General features: G+C 47.0%; 18 protein-coding genes. 9 read left to right on the top strand and 9 right to left on the bottom strand.

Features of this window, described 5'->3' with window-relative positions; all coding sequences use genetic code 11:
- Positions 1–19 precede the first annotated feature (19 nt).
- Positions 20–478 carry a flagellar basal body-associated protein FliL gene (locus tag CWI81_RS07780; RefSeq protein ID WP_241970387.1) on the top strand — a complete coding sequence of 153 codons (459 nt, stop codon included), beginning with the start codon at positions 20–22 and terminating at the stop codon, positions 476–478.
- On the opposite strand, the gene CWI81_RS07775 is transcribed toward CWI81_RS07780, so the two are convergent.
- The 4 genes from CWI81_RS07775 to CWI81_RS07760 are packed head-to-tail and all read right to left on the bottom strand — an operon-like array spanning position 472 to position 3,851.
- Positions 472–1,278 carry a rhomboid family intramembrane serine protease gene (locus tag CWI81_RS07775; RefSeq protein ID WP_126784741.1) on the bottom strand — a complete coding sequence of 269 codons (807 nt, stop codon included), beginning with the start codon at positions 1,276–1,278 and terminating at the stop codon, positions 472–474. The genes CWI81_RS07780 and CWI81_RS07775 overlap by 7 nt on opposite strands.
- A gap of 5 nt (positions 1,279–1,283) precedes the next feature.
- Positions 1,284–1,607, bottom strand: a complete 324-nt coding sequence (glpE, locus tag CWI81_RS07770) for a thiosulfate sulfurtransferase GlpE (protein ID WP_126784740.1) — start codon at positions 1,605–1,607, stop codon at positions 1,284–1,286.
- 4 nt (positions 1,608–1,611) lie between these two features.
- Positions 1,612–2,637 (bottom strand): L-threonine 3-dehydrogenase, encoded by a 1,026-nt coding sequence (tdh, locus tag CWI81_RS07765; RefSeq protein WP_126784739.1) that lies wholly within the window; start codon positions 2,635–2,637, stop codon positions 1,612–1,614.
- Between the two features lie 23 nt (positions 2,638–2,660).
- On the bottom strand, positions 2,661–3,851 hold the full coding sequence (locus CWI81_RS07760) for a glycine C-acetyltransferase (RefSeq protein ID WP_126784738.1): 1,191 nt from the start codon (positions 3,849–3,851) through the stop codon (positions 2,661–2,663).
- A gap of 148 nt (positions 3,852–3,999) precedes the next feature.
- Here CWI81_RS07760 and coaD point away from each other — a divergent pair, with 148 nt between their 5' ends.
- Positions 4,000–4,488 carry a pantetheine-phosphate adenylyltransferase gene (gene coaD, locus CWI81_RS07755; protein WP_126784737.1) on the top strand — a complete coding sequence of 163 codons (489 nt, stop codon included), beginning with the start codon at positions 4,000–4,002 and terminating at the stop codon, positions 4,486–4,488.
- A 17-nt stretch (positions 4,489–4,505) separates the two neighbouring features.
- Here coaD and CWI81_RS07750 read toward each other — a convergent pair whose 3' ends face one another.
- A complete protein-coding gene (locus CWI81_RS07750; RefSeq protein WP_198678658.1) occupies positions 4,506–5,831 on the bottom strand; it encodes a sodium-dependent transporter in 1,326 nt (441 codons plus the stop codon).
- A gap of 194 nt (positions 5,832–6,025) precedes the next feature.
- Here CWI81_RS07750 and pckA point away from each other — a divergent pair, with 194 nt between their 5' ends.
- The 3 genes from pckA (at position 6,026) to CWI81_RS07735 (ending at position 9,866) form a co-directional block, all read left to right on the top strand.
- Positions 6,026–7,627, top strand: a complete 1,602-nt coding sequence (gene pckA, locus CWI81_RS07745; protein ID WP_126784735.1) for a phosphoenolpyruvate carboxykinase (ATP) — start codon at positions 6,026–6,028, stop codon at positions 7,625–7,627.
- A gap of 104 nt (positions 7,628–7,731) precedes the next feature.
- Positions 7,732–8,664: an ABC transporter ATP-binding protein gene (locus CWI81_RS07740; RefSeq protein WP_126784734.1), complete on the top strand. Its 933-nt coding sequence runs from the start codon at positions 7,732–7,734 to the stop codon at positions 8,662–8,664.
- Complete coding sequence (locus CWI81_RS07735) at positions 8,664–9,866, top strand: ABC transporter permease (protein WP_126784733.1); 1,203 nt, start codon at positions 8,664–8,666, stop codon at positions 9,864–9,866. The genes CWI81_RS07740 and CWI81_RS07735 overlap by 1 nt, the downstream gene beginning before the upstream one ends.
- A 53-nt stretch (positions 9,867–9,919) precedes the next feature.
- Here CWI81_RS07735 and CWI81_RS07730 read toward each other — a convergent pair whose 3' ends face one another.
- A complete protein-coding gene (locus CWI81_RS07730; protein WP_126784732.1) occupies positions 9,920–11,950 on the bottom strand; it encodes a S9 family peptidase in 2,031 nt (676 codons plus the stop codon).
- 16 nt (positions 11,951–11,966) lie between these two features.
- On the bottom strand, positions 11,967–12,617 hold the full coding sequence (gene fabR / locus CWI81_RS07725; protein WP_126784731.1) for an HTH-type transcriptional repressor FabR: 651 nt from the start codon (positions 12,615–12,617) through the stop codon (positions 11,967–11,969).
- A gap of 167 nt (positions 12,618–12,784) precedes the next feature.
- Between fabR and CWI81_RS07720 the strand changes: the two genes are divergently transcribed.
- The 3 genes from CWI81_RS07720 to CWI81_RS07710 all read left to right on the top strand — a co-directional run bounded on the left by CWI81_RS07720 (position 12,785) and on the right by CWI81_RS07710 (position 15,168).
- Entirely contained in the window at positions 12,785–13,918 is a 1,134-nt protein-coding gene (locus tag CWI81_RS07720) for an acyl-CoA desaturase (protein ID WP_126784730.1), read from the top strand.
- An 88-nt stretch (positions 13,919–14,006) separates the two neighbouring features.
- A complete protein-coding gene (locus CWI81_RS07715; protein WP_126784729.1) occupies positions 14,007–14,318 on the top strand; it encodes a flagellar basal body rod C-terminal domain-containing protein in 312 nt (103 codons plus the stop codon).
- A gap of 34 nt (positions 14,319–14,352) precedes the next feature.
- Complete coding sequence (locus tag CWI81_RS07710) at positions 14,353–15,168, top strand: putative metalloprotease CJM1_0395 family protein (protein WP_241970386.1); 816 nt, start codon at positions 14,353–14,355, stop codon at positions 15,166–15,168.
- Between the two features lies 1 nt (position 15,169).
- On the opposite strand, the gene CWI81_RS07705 is transcribed toward CWI81_RS07710, so the two are convergent.
- Both CWI81_RS07705 and greB read right to left on the bottom strand, forming a co-directional pair.
- Positions 15,170–17,488 carry a Tex family protein gene (locus tag CWI81_RS07705; RefSeq protein WP_126784728.1) on the bottom strand — a complete coding sequence of 773 codons (2,319 nt, stop codon included), beginning with the start codon at positions 17,486–17,488 and terminating at the stop codon, positions 15,170–15,172.
- A gap of 41 nt (positions 17,489–17,529) precedes the next feature.
- On the bottom strand, positions 17,530–18,018 hold the full coding sequence (greB, locus tag CWI81_RS07700) for a transcription elongation factor GreB (RefSeq protein WP_126784727.1): 489 nt from the start codon (positions 18,016–18,018) through the stop codon (positions 17,530–17,532).
- A gap of 122 nt (positions 18,019–18,140) precedes the next feature.
- Between greB and CWI81_RS07695 the strand changes: the two genes are divergently transcribed.
- Entirely contained in the window at positions 18,141–20,690 is a 2,550-nt protein-coding gene (locus CWI81_RS07695) for an EAL domain-containing protein (RefSeq protein ID WP_126784726.1), read from the top strand.
- Positions 20,691–20,754 lie beyond the last annotated feature (64 nt).

The following is a 20,754-nucleotide window of genomic DNA, read 5'->3' as shown; positions in this document are numbered from 1 at the left end:
TATTAAAGACGATACCGCTATGATAGCAAAGCTGCTGATAGTTAACAGCTTAACCATGCGCGAGATAGAAGGTACTATGATTAAAAAAATTGCAACTCTATTGGTTTTATTGGCAACCTTTATAAGCAGCCCGGGCCACGCGTTGCAGAGCAGTGTGTCCTATTACGGCTTTGAACCGGATATCACCACTAATTTTGTGAAAGATGGCAGTGACTATCGTCTAGGGTTTATTCGTGTAGCTATCGAGGTGATGGTGCCAAATCCGCAGTACGTGGGGATCGTTGAACATCATGCGCCGCTGCTACGAGATGCTTTTATTCACATCTTAAGTACCGCACCGCAGCGTCAGATAAAAACAATGACGGGACGCGACCAGTTACGGATGAAATGCCTTGAGAAAGCACAAGAGCTTATGCGTCAAGAAACAGGAAACCCGGTTATTCAGGAAGTACTATTTACCAAATATATTTATCAGTAAAGACTGGCTTTTGGTCTGGGATTGAGTATGCGCACAACGAATCCCGCCAAACACCCAGACAGTAAGCCCGCCAGATGAGCCTCGTTGGCAATATCGACCCACAAAACGCCGGTGTAGCCAAGCGCTAGCCAGCCAATCATAAAAATAATCAGCCCGGTTGGCAGTGACAATTCGGTTCTGCGACCAAAACTATAGATCCAACAGAAGCCCAGTAGGCCGTAGACCACTCCTGACAAACCGCCGAAGTTAGGTCCACTGACCCAGTACTGAATTAGATTGGCGGTGACGCCACTAAATAGCAACACGGCGAGCAACCACGAGCTGCCTAAATAGCTTTCAAGCCGACCACCAAGATACCACCACCAGAATAGATTAAAGACCAAATGCATGAGAGAAAAGTGCAATACCACCGGTGATAAAAATCGCCAAGGCTGTGCAAATGGAAGCGTATCGTAAAGGTGGCTAACTCTTAAACCGTTAAGTACCGTGTCAGGGCTTAGTTGCAGCAGGATATAAACCAATAAAGTGACACCGGCGACTATGCGTGTGAGCCAGCCGGTATTGCGCAGTAAATTAGGCGCAAACTTGGGGGAAGGGCTGTCTGTTACCGTTACGGCCTGAGGGTTCTTCTTAAAATCCGCTATCAACTGCTTAGTAACCGCCTCATAGCTGTTTTGGTGTAGCCAGAGCTCAAGCTTTTCCCCTTGTTCAGAGACGCTTACCGGGATGTTATGTTGACGCAGATACTGATAAAGATTACCCATAAAATTGGCATCACTGCTAGTCAGTACCCTGCGCATGTCGTTTAACTCCCGGTGGTATCGTTTGGAAACTGCGCCTGCCAGGCGGTAAACCCACCCTGCATGCTGGCCACTTGAGTCAAACCTTGTTGCTCAAGGACATCTGCGGCCTGATGGCTGCTGATACCATGATAGCAAACAACCACGATTGGCGTGCTAGCTGCTGTGGACTGAATGAACTGTGCAACATTATCGTTATTTAAAGGTTGTGCGCCCGGAATATGAGCTTGTGCAAATGACTGTGAGTCTCGAATGTCGACGAATACAGTGGCAGCATCTTGTTGCTGCCACTGCTGGTGAGCTTCTGTTAGCGTAATTTCTTGTGCCATTGCACTAATCCCAATTTAAAATGACTTTGCCAGACTGGCCGGTAATCATGGTCTCAAAGCCTTTTTCAAAATCATCCACTGACATCTGGTGGGTTAATATCGGTGATATATCGAGTCCTGACTGTAGCAAACTGGCCATTTTATACCAGGTCTCGAACATTTCGCGACCGTAAATGCCTTTGATGACCAAGCCCTTAAAGATAACTTCATTCCAGTCAATGGCGACGTTTTCCGGCGGAATACCGAGCATCGCAATCTTGCCGCCGTGATTAATGGTTTTTAGCATTTGTGAGAAAGCAGAGGGCACTCCCGACATTTCTAAGCCAACATCAAATCCTTCTCGCATTCCCAGCTCACTCATTACGTCAGAGAGTTTCTCTTCCGCAACATTAACGGCACGGGTTACACCCATCTGTTTAGCTAAATCAAGGCGATACTCGTTGACGTCGGTGATTACAACATGGCGCGCTCCCACGTGACGTGCAACCGCCGCTGCCATAATTCCTATTGGGCCAGCACCGGTAATGAGTACATCCTCGCCAACCAGGTCAAACGCCAGAGCGGTGTGTACGGCATTACCAAACGGATCCATAATCGCTGCCATATCGTCACTGACGTCATCGGGCAGTTTAAACGCATTATCCGCGGGAATGACCAGGTACTCGGCAAATGCTCCCGGGCGATTAACACCGACACCATAGGTATTGCGGCACAGATGTCGACGTCCGGCCCGGCAGTTGCGACAGTGGCCACAAGTAATATGGCCTTCACCAGAGACCCTGTCACCAATATCAAAACCGCGGACTCCGTCGCCGACGGCTGCTACCTCGCCTACGTATTCGTGGCCAACGACCATTGGCACTGGAATTGTCTTTTGCGACCAGTCGTCCCATTTGTAGATATGCACGTCAGTGCCACAAATAGCCGTCTTTTTGATTTTGATTAGAATGTCGTTGTAACCGCATTCCGGCTTTTCGACATCTGTCATCCAGATGCCAGGCTTGGCGTGCAACTTAGCTAACGCTTTCATAGAATCTCCTTTCGACCCCGGTGTTAAATGACACCCAGATCTTTGCCAATTTCGGTAAACGCTTCGATCGTGCGATCCAGTTGTTCGCGAGTGTGTGCTGCAGACATCTGAGTACGGATACGAGCTTTGCCTTTAGGTACTACCGGGAAAGAAAAGCCGATCACATAAATACCGCGTTCTAGCAGACGGTCAGCCATTTCTGAGGCTAATCGCGCATCGCCAATCATTACCGGGATGATGGCATGGTCTGCACCACTCAGGGTAAATCCAGCGGCTGTCATTTGTTCACGGAAATATCTCGCGTTATCCCAAAGCTGGTCACGTAATTGATGTCCTTGCGCTAGCATATCGAGTACTTGTATCGATGCCTGCACAATGGCGGGCGCCACTGAATTGGAAAACAAATAAGGTCTGGAACGTTGCCGCAACCAGTCAATCACTTCTTTTTTACCTGAAGTGTAGCCGCCGGAAGCACCGCCCAGGGCCTTACCAAGGGTTCCTGTAATAATGTCGACTCGACCCAGGACATTGCAGTATTCATGAGTACCACGGCCGTTGTCACCCAAAAATCCGGTGGCGTGACAGTCGTCCATCATAACTAAAGCGTCATATTTATCGGCCAGGTCACAGATACCTTTCAGATCAGCAATTACTCCATCCATCGAGAATACACCGTCGGTAGCAATCAGCTTAAAGCGTGCGCCATCAGCGTCGGCCTGCTTGAGTTGCTCTTCTAAACTTTGCAGATCGTTATTTTTGTAACGGTAGCGTTTGGCTTTGCTCAAGCGCACCCCGTCGATAATGCTGGCATGATTTAGCTCATCGCTAATAATTGCATCTTCAGCCGTCATAATGGTTTCGAAGAGACCACCGTTAGCGTCAAAACACGAGGAGTATAGGATAGTGTCCTCTGTTCCTAAAAACTCGCTAAGTTTGTGCTCTAAAGTTTTGTGAATATCCTGAGTGCCGCAAATAAAGCGCACAGAGGCAGTACCAAACCCGTGCTCGTCGAGGCCTTTTTTGGCGGCTGCAATTAAGTCGGGGTGGTTTGCCAGACCAAGGTAATTATTGGCGCAGAAGTTAAGTACGCGCTGACCGTTAACGGTTATTTCAGAACTTTGGTCAGAACTAATAACGCGTTCTTTTTTATAAAGGCCTTCGCTGCGGGTGGTTTCCAACTGATCATTAAGTTGTTGGTAAAAGGCTGAATTCATAATTGCTCCATATCATTCGATGGTGGCTGATTTATGGGTTATTTTACTGATGTTATAGGTAACTCGCATCCTTAATTTTTATTTAGCGTTTGAGTCAGCCGTTCATTAAGGTGTACTCTTTAGCGAAAACACACGAAAAGAGGCCATTATGCATAGCAAAGCCGTTTATCCGGGGACCTTTGATCCCATAACCAATGGGCACTACGACTTAATAGAGCGAGCAGCTAATCTGTTTGCACAGGTAGTGGTCGGGATTGCTGAAAGTCCGAGTAAAAAGCCGTTATTTTCGTTGCAAGAGCGTGTCATTTTGGCGCAACAGGTAACCGAGCGTTTAGATAATGTAACGGTCGTTGGTTTCTCCGGGTTACTGGTTAACTTTGCGAAAGAGCAACAAGCAACTGTTTTGTTACGCGGGTTACGAGCCGTTTCAGATTTTGAGTATGAATTTCAGTTAGCCAATATGAACCGGCGACTGTACCCTGATTTAGAGAGCGTATTTTTAACACCTGCCGAAGAAAACTCGTTTATTTCCTCGACTCTGGTCAAAGAAGTGGCATTACATGGCGGCGACGTTACCGGCTTTGTCGATAAGCGTGTCGCCGAATCTTTAGAGCAAAAGTTCGCTAACCGTAGTTAAACGCTCCGCTGAAAACGCTAGAACGCTGTGTTGATAAATACCAGAGTCATTAAAATCGGGCAAATGTAACGCAGGTGCCAGCGCAATGCAGTTAACCAGAAACTACCTTTGGCGACCGTTTGTAAGTGATTACTGCGGCGCCATAGCCAACCTACTACGACTAAGTAAAAGATACCCGAAAGCGGAAGCTGGAATTGAGTGACCGCCGTGACTACCCAGCCAAACAGTGGTTCGAAAAACAACACTAAACTAAACGCCAATACCGCAATAGTGCACAAGGCAGTGACTGTGGCCTTTTTGCGGCTAAGGTTTTTTTCTTCAATAAGATAAGAAACGGGAACTTCCGCTTGGGCAATAGTTGATGTTAGTGCCGCTATACTTAACAAAATAAAGAAAGCAAAGCCGACATAGGGGCCGACTGCGCCCATGCTGCTAAATAGCTGTGGCAGCACCGCAAAAATAAGTTGCCCCTCGCCAATCAGTTGCTCTCCATTCGTTACGTTTACGCCTAACTCAATACCGGCGTAAAGTGCCGGGATAATTAATAAACCGGCAAGAAACGCGATACCGGTATCCAGCGCGGCAACGGATAGGCTGAGTCTTCCTAATTTGGCGCCAGGGAGCAAATAGGAGCCGTAAATCATCATTCCGCCCAGACCAATCGATAGTGAGAAAAATGCCTGGCCCATTGCTGCCAGGTAGATGTTGGGGTCACTCAGTTGTGCGAAGTCAGGAATTAGATAGGTATCGAAGCCTTTACTGGCTCCTGCGAGACTTCCGATATAAACAATCAGGCCAAGTAACAAGACAATCAGGGTGGGCATTAAACGTTTTGACCAACGCTCTATGCCATGTTCGATTCCTTGCAGTACTACCCAGCCGGTCGTTATTAAAAATAAGGCGGTAAAACTAAGGTCGCGAATTAGCGAACCATTGAACAGGAAGTCGGCAACACTGGTCAGCTCAAATAAGTTGGCGATATAACCTAGCGCATGTACTAACATCCAGCCGGCAACAATATGATAAAAACTGAGCATTAAGCAGGAGCCAATGACATTTAAAAAGCCCATGGTTGCGCCTATGGGCTGGGCTTTTCCTTCACTTAATTTAGCCAATGAGCGAACGGGGTTGGCTCGGCCGTGATGGCCAATCAACATTTCGCAGTAGAGGGCCGGGATGGCAAGTACAAAAATGACCACCAGATATACCAGCAAAAACGCGCCACCGCCGTGATTTGCCACTTGCGTTGGAAAACCCCATATATTGCCTAGCCCAACGGCTGAACCGGCGGCTGCCAGAATAAACCCAAGGCGGGTGTGAAACGACTCGCGCATAAAACTCACTTACAGCTGGTATGAAAAGTAATTGTAAAGGGCGCATTCTAACGGACTCAGAAAATTTTGCCCTATCTTTTTTCTACGATAAACGCTAATATTCGCGTCCGAATTTTAATCAAAGATAGCGTAGCCAGGATGGCTTACACTATCCGGTAAGTTAACGTTAACGTACAAGACCGTATTCTCAGGAGCCTTACGTCATGCCAAATTTGGATCTGAGCCGCTATGGCATCTCCAACGTCCAGGAAATTGTTCACAACCCGTCTTATGATGTGCTATTCGCCGAAGAAACTCGTGATGACTTGCACGGCTTTGAAAAAGGAACCGTGACTGACCTGGGAGCTGTTGCTGTAGACACCGGAATTTTTACCGGCCGTTCTCCCAAAGATAAATACATCGTGCGTGACGATACAACTCGCGATACCGTCTGGTGGTCCGATCAAGGCAAAAATGACAACAAACCAATGTCGCAAGAGACCTGGACGAGTTTAAAAGGTCTGGTCACCGAACAGTTGTCTGATAAACGTTTATTTGTAGTGGATACCTATTGCGGTGCCAATGAAGATACTCGGCTGGCCGTTCGTTTTATCACCGAAGTGGCGTGGCAGGCTCATTTTGTAAAAAATATGTTTATTCGCCCCAGTGCCGAAGAACTCGAAACCTTTGAGCCAGATTTTGTCGTTATGAACGGCGCTAAGTGCATTAACCCAGATTGGCAAGAGCAAGGCTTGAACTCTGAAAACTTTGTGGCGTTTAACCTGACTGAAAAAATTCAGTTGATTGGTGGCACATGGTATGGCGGTGAAATGAAAAAAGGTATGTTCTCAATGATGAACTACTTTTTGCCACTGCAGGGTATTGCTTCAATGCATTGTTCAGCAAACGTTGGAGAAAAGGGCGATGTTGTAGTTTTCTTTGGCCTTTCCGGGACCGGTAAAACGACTTTATCGACAGATCCTAAGCGTGCTTTGATTGGCGACGATGAACATGGCTGGGACGATGATGGTGTGTTCAACTTTGAGGGCGGTTGTTATGCTAAAACAATCAACTTGTCGAAGGAAGCGGAACCTGACATCTATAATGCCATTCGCCGTGATGCATTGTTAGAGAATGTGACTGTCGGCAACGGTGGCACGGTCGACTTTGATGATAACTCCAAGACAGAAAATACGCGTGTTTCATACCCGATTTATCATATCGATAATATCGTTAAGCCGGTATCAAAAGCAGGACATGCGAAGAAAGTCATCTTTTTAACGGCTGACGCTTTTGGTGTATTACCGCCAGTTTCGAAATTAACTAAAGAACAGGCTCAATACCACTTTTTATCGGGCTTTACGGCAAAGCTAGCTGGCACTGAGCGTGGTGTTACAGAACCAACACCAACGTTCTCAAGTTGTTTTGGGGCGGCATTTTTAAGCTTACACCCAACCCAGTACGCTGAAGTTTTAGTTAAGCGGATGGAGGCAGCTGGCGCTGAAGCATACTTAGTGAACACCGGTTGGAATGGTACCGGCAAGCGTATCTCCATAAAAGCAACACGGGCTATCATTGATGCAATCTTAGATGGTTCTATTGAGGATGCTGAAGTGGTTGAACTGCCGCATTTTAACCTGGCGATGCCTACTGACCTGGCTGGTGTTGAGGATAACTCTATTTTGGATCCTCGTAACACCTACGAAGATAAGGAAGAGTGGGAGCTTCGGGCTCGCGACTTAGCACAACGCTTTGTCGCCAACTTTGAGAAGTTTACTGACACCGAAAATGGTAAAGCATTAGTCGCTGCGGGCCCTCAATTGTAAAACTCAGCAGTCACATTTTGAAACAAATAAAAGGCCTGTAACACCCTGTTACAGGCCTTTTTGCTTAGGTACTATAGGCCCGACATTAATAACAGGCTGGCAACATGAATATAACTATCGATAGGGTTAGTAAGCGCTACAAAACAGTTACGGCTGTCGATGCGATTTCGTTACACGTTAGTTCAGGACAAATTCACGCGTTGCTCGGGCCCAATGGTGCCGGCAAGTCTTCTCTGGTAAGAATGTTGGTTGGGCTAACGTCCCCTGATAACGGAACCATCAGTATCAGTAATGAGCAAGGTGCTGAAATACAGTTGCGGCCAGAGCATTTCGCCTATCTGCCAGAAGATCGAGGCTTATACCAAGACCGTAGTGTAAACGATAACTTAGTTTATATTGCGAAATTGCGCGGCCTCGATAAGTCGGTTTACGCTCCTCGTATTGAACATTGGCTTAAATACTTTGAGTTGACGGATCGACAGCAGGAACCAATGCGTCAGTTGTCGAAAGGTAATCAGCAAAAAGTACAGCTAATATCTACTCTTTTACACGATCCTAGTTTAGTGATCCTCGACGAGCCTTTTTCGGGGCTTGATCCGGTTAATCAGGAACATGTTCTCAACGTTTTAAGAGACTTAAAGAAGCAAGGGAAAACCGTCTTGTTAAGCGCTCATCAAATGGCCCTGGTGGAACGTTTAGCCGATAAAATGCTGCTTATGTCAGAGGGAAGGGCGCTGGCGCAGGGGACTTTGGATGAAATCAGAAGTACCCTTCAACCGAAACGCTTGTACCGAGTTCAATGTGATGCCTTTAAAGCTCAGACAGCCTGGGCCAGCATTGAACAAATCGAGTGTCTGACACCGATTGATGAGCATGAAGTAGAACTTACCCTGGATAGCAGTGCCAATGCTGCCAGTATATGGCCACGGCTTTCTGAACTTTGTGAAATCCAGGGCTTTGCGCTGCGCAAACCTGGCCTGCACGAGCTATATCTCGATACTATTCGTCAAAGCAAGCCCACCAGGGAGGAACAGTAATGTCCACGTCTTCACAGTTAAAAACTATTGTCTGGTGGGAGTTTAAGCGTTTTTTTAAATGGAAGCAGGAGCTCATCTCAATTGCCTTGTTGCTGATTATTTTTCTGGTGAGCGCCGGTTGGGGAATTATAACCGAGGTTTTTTCCGAAGAGCATCAGGGCGCCGTGTTTTACCAGGACAAACAACAGCAGCAGTGGCAGTTTGAGCCCCCGCACTCGGTGCCGTTGCGCGATGCCGGCTCGATGGAGATTGAACAGTGGCAACAGAGCCTACCAGAAGATCTTGATGTACTGGTCATAATTAGTAAGGAGCTTGAGGCGCAGGTCGTAACGCGAAAGAAAGAAGATTGGCAGCAACCGCTAATTAAGGCGTTAGAAAGCCAACTTCAGGATGAACGCATCAAACAATTGGACCTAACGCCCACTCAACGAGATGTTGTCGAGCAGGTTCCTAACGTGGAGCAGGTAACTCAAAGCCAGAGTGCTAACGCTGATGAAGCCGCTGACGAAGGGTTTAGCGAAGCACTGCCAATGTTGGTGACAATTTCGATTACTGTTGGTGTATTCACCGGTTTCGGTCTAATGATGATGTCGATTACCTCTGAAAAGCAGCAGCGCGTAACGGAACAACTGCTCACCATGATTAGCCCAAAACAATGGATGGACGGAAAGATACTGGGTATTACGTTACATAGTATTAAGTCTATGGTGTTTTTGGCGTTGTTCTTTATTGCCATTGGCTTTGTGGCTTCGATGTTTTCTGGTGCTGGTGATAACTCAGCGACGTTTGATCGTTATTATGGTGCTCTGCTGTCCGTGATCTTTGTATTGCTGGGGCTGCTTCTCATTAATTCAATGCTGGCTGGCTTTTCGGCAACTATTGATGACCCAAATCACTCGTCTCGCAGCTCTGTTATGTTGTTGCCATTATTACCGGTATTTTTATCGTTTAGTATCCTCGACAACCCGGACGGCGGTTTAGCTCAAGTGATGAGTATTATTCCTATCTCATCGTTTGTGATGATGCCGGTAAGGCTGCTACAAACGGACGTCAGTTGGTGGCAACAGCTACTAAGCTTGGCGTTACTCATTGTTTTTGTCGTGTGGATGCGAAACGTAGCCGGTCGGTTATTTACCATGGGTATCCAGTTTTACGGCAAAGAGCCTAAGTGGAAAGATATTTGGCAGGCGATAAAAGGATAATAAAAAGCCCGTACTGTGTTGCACAGTACGGGCTTTGTTTTAAACCTAATGGTTTATTCGTCGCTTGCCTTCAAGTTTTCTAAGTGAGGAAGCTCAAATGGCGGTTTAGTTTCTGCCTTCTCAACCAGGAACTGTTCCATCCATCGCATCATTCGCATGCTGTAATCCAACTGCGCGGCCATTTTCCTATTGCCGTGTCCTTCTCCCGGATAGAGTACCAAACGGACCGGCACATTGCCGTGAGTTTTCAGATAACGATACAGTTCCATCGACTGTGAGGGGTGCACTCGGGTATCTTCTTTGCCGTGCATGATTAAGATTGGTGTGCGTGCCTGCTCAGCATAGTAAATTGGGCTGCGTTCCAGGTACCATTGCCATTTCTCCCACGGATAGCTGCGGGCGTGAACGGCATGCATTTCTTTGGCAATGTCGGTTGTTCCAAATTTAGAAATATTGTCACTAATTCCGACAAACATCACACTCGCCGCGAAATGCTCGGTTTGCTTGGTCGCTCCCCAAGCTGAAGCATAGCCACCATAGGAGCCACCGGTAATACCGACTCGCTCTGGATCGGCGATACCTTGTTCAACCAAATGTTTTTTTGCATCGACAATGTCATCGAACTCTTTTCCAGCGTAATCATTTTGGCTCAGCATTGAAAATTCGACGCCGCGACCTGTGCTGCCTCTGTAGTTCGGGAAAAACAAGGCGTACCCATTTGCTGCTGCGTGTTTAACGGGGGCGCTATAGCGATCAAGCCAGCCGTTACTATAGTGAGACTCGGGACCACCATGAATAACCATTACCGTGGGGTATTGTTTGTCTGCCTGGTAGTCGGTCGGATAAACTAGAATACCTTGCAATTCCAATCCGTCACGAGCTTTGTAGGTTATCGTCTGCTGGCGAGGCATAGCCACATCATCAAGCCATGGATTTGATACTGTTAACCGTTCAAGCTGACTGCTGGATAAGCGGAAGGCCTCATTAGGGTGCTCCGGGCGGTTACCGCGTAAAACAATGTCACCAATACCCGCTTCGCCGTCAATACTGGTAAAGATGGCTTCACCTGGCTCAACAAGCACTCGGTTTTCCAAAAATTTAAGCGTTAACGCTTGTATTTCTGACTCGGTTCCGCGATGGCCTAACCACACCAGCTCCTGGTCTGTTCGCCAATTAAAATCTTTAATTGAACCTTGGTAGTCAGGCAATACGTTCCGCATTTCGCCGCTTTGCTGGTCCCAGACAAACAGTGTGCCTGCTGATGGATCGTTATAGTTTGCCGCAGCTATTAAGGCAAGGTAGCGACCATCAGGTGAAAATGCAGCCTGTCCAAGCTTACCGGCAGTTTCAAAGCGCTGCTGTACGTTACCTTCTAAGTCAAACAGTTGGTATTGGCTGCTCATGTAGTTATCGTCAACTAGCGGCGTCGGGGCTACCCGGGCTAATACCTGCTGATTATCTGGATGAAATTTTACGGAAAGGATATGTTGATCGTCGGCGGACAGCTTTTTCGCAGCTTTTTCTTCAGAGTTCAAATCAACATGGTATAAGTGAGTGTAGGTGAGATCTTCTTCATAGACCTCTGCTTTAAAGCCTTTCTTACTTAGCTTTTCTTTATCACTGTCGGGCTTGCCGGATGACATAAATACAAGCTGGCTACCGTTGCCGCTAATATCGTAGGAACCGATGTTGCCTTCGAATTCATAAAAAGATTGCACACCACCGCCATCTACCGGCATGCGGTAAAGTTCCGCGTGTTTATCATCTTCACGTTTTGCGGTGAAGTAAAGATATTGGCTATTGGGGCCAAAGCTAACTCGAGAAAATGATTCGTCGCGTGTTAAGTAAATCCGCTCCTGTCCCTGTTGGTCGATAAGCGCCAACTCTGTATAACCGGAGCCATCGTCATCCTCATAAGGGGTTCTTGGAATGTATTTCAAGACTGCCGTATATTGCCCGTCAGGGGATAAATCGACACTGGCCACGGATTCCGCGGTCACTGTTTCTAGCAGCGTCATTTCTCGCGCCTGCCCGGTAACAGCAAACGCCAGCAACCCAACGCCGGCAAGAGTTCTAAACATCATATTTCTGCTCCTGGTTTTAGCTACTTTTTAATTGTTGTGTTGATTGAGTTAATTTCCTTGTTGCCTCTGCACCGCGAGCAACTAGCCGGACCTGTTGAATTGTTGCTTCAGCAATTTGCTGGCGCTCCTCATCATTAACATCAAAACAGTCAGCCCCGGCACTAAAAACGATTTTTACAATAGCGTCTGATTGCAACTCTGCCAACTCGACATTAAAGTCTTGCTCGTTAATTAGATAGTCTTCGAGTTCCGCTTTGAAGTGTTCCAGTTCACGCTCTACGGCGTTTCGAAACTCCCTTGAACGACCTGTGCGTTCTTGCAGAAGTAGCCTAAAAATGGCGGTGTTGCTGGCTACATATTGCATAAATGTCTCAATCGAAACACGAATGATTGAGCCACCTTTGTCGATTTGTTGGCGAGCTTGTCGTAGCAATTGGCGTAACGTAAGACCGCATTCATCGACAAGTGTCAGGCCAAGTTCATCCATATTGCGAAAATGCCGGTAAAAAGAGGTTGGCGCTATATTAGCTTCTCGGGCAACCTCTCGCAGACTGAGGCTGGAGAAACCTATTTCTGCGCTTAGCTGATTCATTGCCGCGTTAATTAAGGCTCGTCGAGTTTTTTCTTTTTGCTGCGCCCGAACGCCGTTGACTAATTGTTTGCCCACCCAGTTGCTCACTTTTGCTAAACAGATTGGTACTAATTTACTAATCCTAACATAGGATTTTACACAAATATTGCTTGTATTTTGAGTAGAAAAGGCTTAAATTCAGCGTACGGTTGTACGCTAATAATCGTACCGTATTTCAAAGTAGTAAACAGGCAATACAGTTAATGACAGAAAATAACGCAAAACCCCCCATCATCTGGTTAAATACCTTAGTTTTTCTCATCACTTTTGTGATTGCGGCCGTAGCCGTGCCCTGGTACGCCATGGCAGTCGGCATTGATGGCTCTTTTTGGTGGGTAATGTTTGGCACGCTTTGCTTTGCCGGAATCTCGATAACAGCCGGTTATCATAGGTTGTGGTCTCATCGCACTTACAATGCCCATCCGGTGGTGCGCTTTATTTTTGCTATCGGCGGTGCCTTAGCAATACAAAACAGTGCACTTCATTGGTCATCTGATCACCGCGTACACCATACCCATGTGGACGATAATGACAGGGACCCCTATTCTGCGAAGCGCGGCTTTTGGTACTCTCATATTGGCTGGATGCTTCGCGAATATGATGCGAGCCGATATAGTGATTACAACAATGTAAAAGATCTGCAGAAAGATCCAATAGTAATGTGGCAACACCGGCATTATTTGTCGCTAACTTTATTGCTTAATTTTGGCTGGCCAGTTGTCGCAGGCCTAATGCTGGGTGACGTATGGGCCGGGCTGTTGGTGGTTGGTGTGCTACGTTTAGTATTGAACCATCACACGACATTCTTTATTAACTCTTTAGCCCATGTATGGGGCTCTCAGCCGTATACGGACAAAAACTCGGCGCGGGATAATGGTGTGCTGGCGTTTTTGACCTTTGGTGAGGGTTACCATAATTACCATCATATTTTTTCTGCGGATTATCGTAACGGGATTCGTTGGTGGCAGTTCGACCCGACAAAATGGCTTATCCGTGCGTTTTCCTGGTTAGGATTAGCGTCCGGATTAAAGCGTAGTTCCGGTTACCAGGTCGAAAAAGCTAAATTGCAAATGCAGTTACAGCGGCTACAAATGAAAGCGCATAAAGCGCCGCCAACCTTGCTTGAGAAAGCCCAGCAACATTATGATGAAATGGCGGTACAATTGCGGAGTTATTATCAAGCGCGCAAGAAGCTGTTGGACAGCAAGGCTCAACACCTGCGTGAGCAAGTCAATATGGACGCTTTGAAGGCACAGGTAGAAGAGTTGCAACGCTCTGTTGAACAACAAAAGCGTCACTGGAGACAGTTAGTAACGCAAATAAAACAGCATGCTTAGATGGGTGCTTTTTGCACAAAAAACTTGCTAGCGAACGCTTTTTGTACAATACTATTGATTAAATCAGCAGCAGTAACTGGAGATGTTTATGGAAATTAATGGTGCAATGAACGCGGGACTTCAAGGTCTCCAGCGTGCAAGCCAGCAAGTTTCAGAAGCCAGTGCAGAAATAGCGAACGCAAGTGGTCGCAATGATGTTCAGCAACAAGGTGCCGCGCAAAATAGTGGTGCAGTAGCTGCAACAGAAACGGCCAGTGAAACGAGTCAGGCAGTGACCGCGAATACGTCGACGGATTCTTTGGTGTCACTACAACAAGGTGAAACCAGTTTTGAGTCTAGCGCTCAAACTGTGGAAACTGCTGATGAAATGCTCGGCACAATGATAGATACAAGTGTTTAGGCACTGAATTACTTTTACTCTCATGGAATAGCCCATGAATATCACGACCGCGTTACCGACAATCCCAACATCGCCGATGCCTGCGTCGGAATTCGTTGGTCGTGATAATCAGCAACGCTCTCTGATTACAGAGTCACCCGCTTCGGCAGAAAATGGCTCGGCCACTGATAAAAAGCAGTCCTCACAAGATTCCTCAAAAGCTGAACGTACCTCAGAAAGACAAGATAGTCGTCCTGCTGAAAATAAGCAGGAATCTGAGCGGACGCCGAGAGAACAGCAACAGATCCAGCAGGAAGTGCGTGAGCTCGAAAGTCGTGATACTGAAGTTAGGAATCACGAGCAAGCACATGCCGCGGTCGGTGGACAGTATGCTGGCAGCCCAAGTTACGAATATGAGAGAGGGCCGAACGGAAAGTCTTATGCTGTCGGTGGTGAAGTACCCATTGATATTAGTGTGGTACCAGGCGACCCGCAAGCGACTATACAAAAGATGACGGTTGTCCGCCGAGCAGCCTTGGCGCCGGCAGAACCCTCAGCAGCCGATCGCTCTATTGCCGCAGAGGCCTCGACCAAGGCATCACAGGCACGAGCCGAGTTAGCTCAACAAAACAACCCTGTGGAATCCGAACGAGCTGAAAACTCTGGTTCTGACAACGAAAGCAAGGTCCAGGGACCGGTAACCAAATCTCTTGAAGGGCAAGGGGATGGCAAAGAAGCGAGTTCAGATAGTGAACCAAGTGTGAGCTCCGAACGAAAGACTTTGTCGGCTCCGGAACGTGGAGAAATGATCGCCAGTTTTTACCAGCAGCGCGTCAGCCCGTCAGAAACGGGCTTTGCTGCTACAGCCTAGACTAGTCCTTCTTAGCCTTCGCGAAGGCGTCAGCAAGGGCACTTCCCATCGCTGAGTTAACCGGCTGCTTGTTATCCCGCTTAGCACCATTATTGCGTGATGAATGCTGCTTTTTAGTCGCCGATTTTGGCTTTTGAGCCGGTTCACTGGCTTTTTCATCCAATTTCATGGTTAGGCTGATTCTGTTTCTTTCCAGATCCAGTTCAATGACTTTCACTTTTACGATATCTCCGGCCTTCACGATATCGCGCGGGTCACTGACAAACTTGTTCGAGAGGGCAGAAATGTGGACTAATCCATCTTGATGCACCCCGACATCGACGAACGCGCCGAAATTGGCAACATTAGTCACAACTCCTTCCAGGATCATATCGGTTTTCAGGTCTGCTACTTTTTCTACGCCATCTTTAAAATTGGCTGTTTTAAACTCAGGACGAGGATCTCGACCAGGCTTATCCAACTCTACAAGAATATCTGTAATCGTAGGTAATCCAAAATTATCATCAACGTAATTCGCTGGATCTAGTTGAGTCAGCAGTGTGTGATTGCCAATAAGCTCTCCCAATGGTACCTGATTGTCGCTGGCAATCTGTTCAACAACCGAATAAGCTTCAGGGTGCACTGCCGATGAATCAAGCGGCTGATCGCCATTAGGAATGCGAAGAAAGCCAGCGGCCTGCTCAAACGCTTTTGGACCCATGCGGGGAACATCGAGGAGTTGTTTTCGAGACTTAAATGCACCTTGCTGATCACGGAACGTCACGATGTTTTTGGCGAGCGTTTTAGATAACCCGGAGACGCGCTGTAATAGTGGTACCGAGGCCATATTCACGTCGACCCCAACGGCGTTAACGCAATCTTCGACAACAGCATCAAGGCTTTGTGCAAGCTGTGATTGGCTGACATCGTGTTGGTACTGGCCAACACCGATAGATTTGGGTTCAATTTTGACTAGCTCAGCCAGGGGATCTTGCAGCCGGCGGGCAATAGAGACCGCGCCACGCAAGGATACGTCCATATCAGGAAACTCTTGGGCGGCCAATTCGGAGGCCGAATAGACCGAAGCGCCGGCTTCGTTCACCATGACTTTGGTGGCTTTTACTTCAGGATTTTGTTTCAACATGTCGGCGATCAGTTTATCGGTCTCCCGGGAGTGAGTTCCGTTGCCAATACTGATCAGTTCAACCTTATGTTGTTTACACATACCGGCCAGAGTTCGAATGGCCTTGTCGACCTGATTTTGGGGTTGGAAAGGAAATACCGTATTGGTGCCGAGGGTCTTACCCGTCTCGTCAACTACCGCAACTTTAATACCAGTGCGAACGCCGGGATCCAGACCCATAGTCCGTTTAGCCCCAGCCGGTGCTGCCATTAATAAGTCTTTCAAGTTGCTGGCAAAAACCTGAATGGCGGCAGCTTCCGCTGATTCGCGAATTTTTCCCATCAACTCTGTTTCCATGTGTAGCGACAGTTTTACCCGCCATGTCCACTGTACCACCTGCAGCCGCCAATCATCGGCGGGTCGCTGTTGGTGTTCAAATTGCAGGTAATCCGCGACTATCGTTTCGGCTTGAGAGCCTTCGGTCGCCTCGCTGCCTGGATCCGCATCGAGGGTAAGCTGTAAAAAACCTTCGTTACGGCCCCGGAATAAAGCCAATGCACGGTGTGACGGAATTTTGTTTAAGGCTTCACTAAAATCAAAGTAATCGCGAAACTTAGCACCTTCTTTTTCTTTGCCTTTTACCACCGAAGCGGTCAAGTGACCGTTCTGCCACAAATACTGGCGCAGTCGTTTAAGCAAATCTGCCTGTTCGGCAAACCGCTCCATCAAAATGGCGCGAGCTCCATCTAATACCGATTTTTTGTCCGCGAAACCTTTTTCGCTATCGATGTAATCGTCGGCAACCTGTTCAGGCTGCTGTTCGGGATTGCTCCAGAGTAAATCGGCTACCGGTTGCAGACCCGCTTCTATGGCTATTTGACCTTTGGTGCGACGCTTTGGCTTATAAGGCAAATAAAGGTCTTCGAGCTCGGTTTTGGTTTCTGCCGCATTTATTTTTTGTTCTAACTCAGGCGAGAGTTTTTGCTGCTCGTCGATCGAACGAATAATAACCTTGCGTCGGTCTTCCAGTTCTCGCAAATAAACCAGGCGTTGCTCTAGCTGGCGTAACTGCGAGTCATCCAGACCTCCGGTGACTTCTTTTCGGTAACGGGCAATAAATGGCACCGTCGAGCCACCGTCCAGTAGCTCGATCACGCTCTGGATTTGTTGTTGCTGCACATTAAGTTCGTTGGCTAACTGCTGACGTATTAGGTTCATAGCATCTCTCTTAATTAACGATTGCGCGAAGTTTACCATACTCACTCGGCAGCGAACGGTTGGTACTGAATTTTATTGATGTACCATAGTTGTTCGCCCTTTGGAGTTGTCACTGAAGCCTCATCATCAACGGTTTTTTTCAGCAACGCGCGGGCCATTGGAGAGTCAATAGAAATTACCTTCGCTTGTTGATAAATTTCATCAGGCCCAACGATTTGAAAACGCCGGATATCACCAGTATCGCTCTCCACTTCGACAAATGCGCCAAAGAAGACTTTGCCATCCTGCTGTGGTGAATAGTCCACCACCTTAACCTGATCCAGCCTTTTCGATAAATAGCGGATGCGGCTGTCTATTTTACGGAGCTTCGCTTTATTGTACTTGTAGTCGGCGTTTTCGCTCCGATCCCCAAGGCTTGCTGCCCAAGAAACTTTTTCGACGGTTTCCCGTCGCTCAACTCGCCACAGATCGCGTAACTCTTGCTCTAGTTTTTGATAACCTGCGCGGGTAATTAGGTTTGCTTTTGCCATAAAGTTCGAGTGCTTATATTGGGGTAAACAACGTACTTTACATTGTATGCTATTGGCTAAAATCCTGCAGCTGGCTATAGTACATTTGTGAACAAATTGTAAACGGATAAGCCGGAGGCGAATTGAAGACGATTAGTGTCAGTGTGTGGTTGTTGCTGTTGCTGCTGACGACAGGTTTTAGTAATGCTGCCCATAGCCAATCACGAGAGGTCGTCGTCGGGGTTTATCATAATCCGCCCAAGCTATTTTTGGCTGATGAAACAATAAGTGGCATTCATGGTGACTTGCTAACTCATATAGCACAACAACATGATTGGGAAATAACCGTTAGAGAATGTCATTGGAGTCAGTGTCTTGAATGGCTGCAAGACGGTCAACTGGACTTGTTGCCGGACGTTGCTGATGAGCCAAGTCGGCGACAGCTCTTCGACTTTCACCAGGAGCCCGCTCTATTAAGCTGGTCTCAACTGTATGCGTCGGCAGGACAGCAGATCAGTAGCTTACTTGATCTGGAAGGTAAGCGAGTGGCCGTGCTGAGTGATTCAGTACAGCAAAAATACTTAAACAATTTGGCGAGCAGTTTCGATTTAGAAATCGACATGTTTTTTGTTGATTCATACGCCGAGGGTTTTGCAGCCATTAAAGATGGAAAGGTTGATGCTGTAGCGACTAATCAGTTCTACGGTAATCAACAGGTGGCTCAGTCGTCAGTGGCTATGACGCCGATTATGTTTCTTCCTAATAAACTCTACTTTGCCACCGCAGCCGGAAAAAATGGGGATCTGCTGGCGGCCATCGATAATGAATTAATTCAGTTAAAGTCTGACTCGGATTCCGTCTACTACAATATTCTGGATCGCTGGAATGCGCAGCCTGAATCTTTTGTGCTGCCCAACTGGGTTTGGCCAGTAGGAGCGGCATTGTTACTGCTGAGTCTATTTTTGCTTGCGTTTAACCGGCTGTTAAAGAAAGCAGTTAAGGAAAAAACCAGAGCATTGTCGGACAGTGAACACAAGCTTGAGACCATATTAAATAGTGTCGATGCTTATATATTTATAAAAAACCCAGAACTTAAATATCAGTATGTGAATAAAAAAGTAGCGGAGCTTTTTGGACGTAGGGCTGAGGAAATTATCGGCCTGAAAGACAGCGATTTCTTCGCAAAGGAAACGGCGCAGCAATTAGCTGATAATGATCAACAGGTCATAAAAACTGGCCGGCGAATGGCTCGTCACGAGTTTAATCAAATTCCCGGAGAATCGACTCAACGTGCATTTTGGTCAGTTAAGGTCGCCTTGCAAGATAGCAAGGGTAAAACTATTGGGCTATGCGGTATTTCGACTGACATTTCAGAGTATGAAGAACTAAAAAGCCAGCTCGAAGAGCTTGCCTATTTTGACGTATTAACTGGGTTGGCAAACCGACGGCTATTGCTGGAGAAAGTAGATTACTTATACCAACATAGCGATTCGCAACGAGAGAATGCGTTGGTTGTGCTGGATATTGATAAATTCAAAAACATTAATGACGCACTGGGTCACGAGTTGGGTGACATACTGCTACAGCAGTTTGCGTCGCGTTTGGAGCAGGTTATGCAGCCGCACGAGTTGGCGGGACGACTTGCCTCCGATGAATTCTTTATCCTGCTGCAACAATTACCGGTTGAACATGAAACACGACAAAATTATCTGCAGCAGCGTCTTCAACAATTCCGTTCACAATTAGATCAGCCGTACCAACTTGGTGCTAAAACACAAGGCGTCTCCGTTAGTCTGGGGGTTAGCTTCTTTGATGAGTCAACCACAGCAGATTCGCTGCTTAAAGCCGTCGATTTGGCAATGTCCAAAGCCAAATCAATGGGAGGTGGAGTCACCCAATTCTTTAATCAAGGCCTGCAACATGCCTTTAATCGTCAGTTGCGTTTAGAAAACGAGCTGCGCTTAGCGATTCAACATAAAGATCTCGTCATTTATCTACAGCCTCAATTTGAACAAAGGGGATCGAATACCGAATGTATTGGCTTTGAGGCGCTGCTACGTTGGCAACATAAACAATTGGGCACCGTCTCTCCTGCTGAGTTTATTCCAGTAGCGGAGCTAACAGGACAAATGCCGGCGTTGCATTCGTTGGTGTTAGAACAGTCGGTAGCAGCGCTTCAGCGATTACAGACACGGTCAGAATATCAGCGGTGTACCGTGGCAGTGAATGTCAGTGCGAGTCAGTTCAAACAATCCAATTTTTTACAAGAACTTGAGCAACTTTTATCTAATTCGCCTTATGCAAAAAATCTTGAACTGGAACTCACAGAGAACATTTTGGTGGACGATATTGAAGGTACCGCTGAATTAATGGATGTATTGAACAACCAAGGGCTACAGTTTTCTCTGGACGACTTTGGTACGGGTTATTCCTCGTTAAGTTACCTTAAACGACTACCATTAAGGCAGCTTAAGATAGACCAGTCGTTTGTTAGAGATTTACTCAACGATGCGCATGATGCCGCTATCGTTCGAACCATTATTGCTCTTGCTAAAAGCCTCGGACTAGAGGTCTTGGCCGAAGGCGTTGAGACTGACGAACAGCGGCAAAAGCTATTGACGCTTGGCTGTAAGCGTTACCAAGGCTACTTATTAGGGCGTCCACAACCACTGGAGTATTGGCTAAATCAGTGATAGCATCAGTTTATAAAAAAGCATAATATAATTTTCTTAAATTTAATCCTTTAATGGTGCTCAG

The sequence above is a fragment of the Idiomarina seosinensis genome (assembly GCF_003987275.1).
Taxonomy (GTDB): Bacteria; Pseudomonadota; Gammaproteobacteria; order Enterobacterales; family Alteromonadaceae; genus Idiomarina; species Idiomarina seosinensis.
This window is presented reverse-complemented; position numbering and strand designations above follow the sequence as displayed.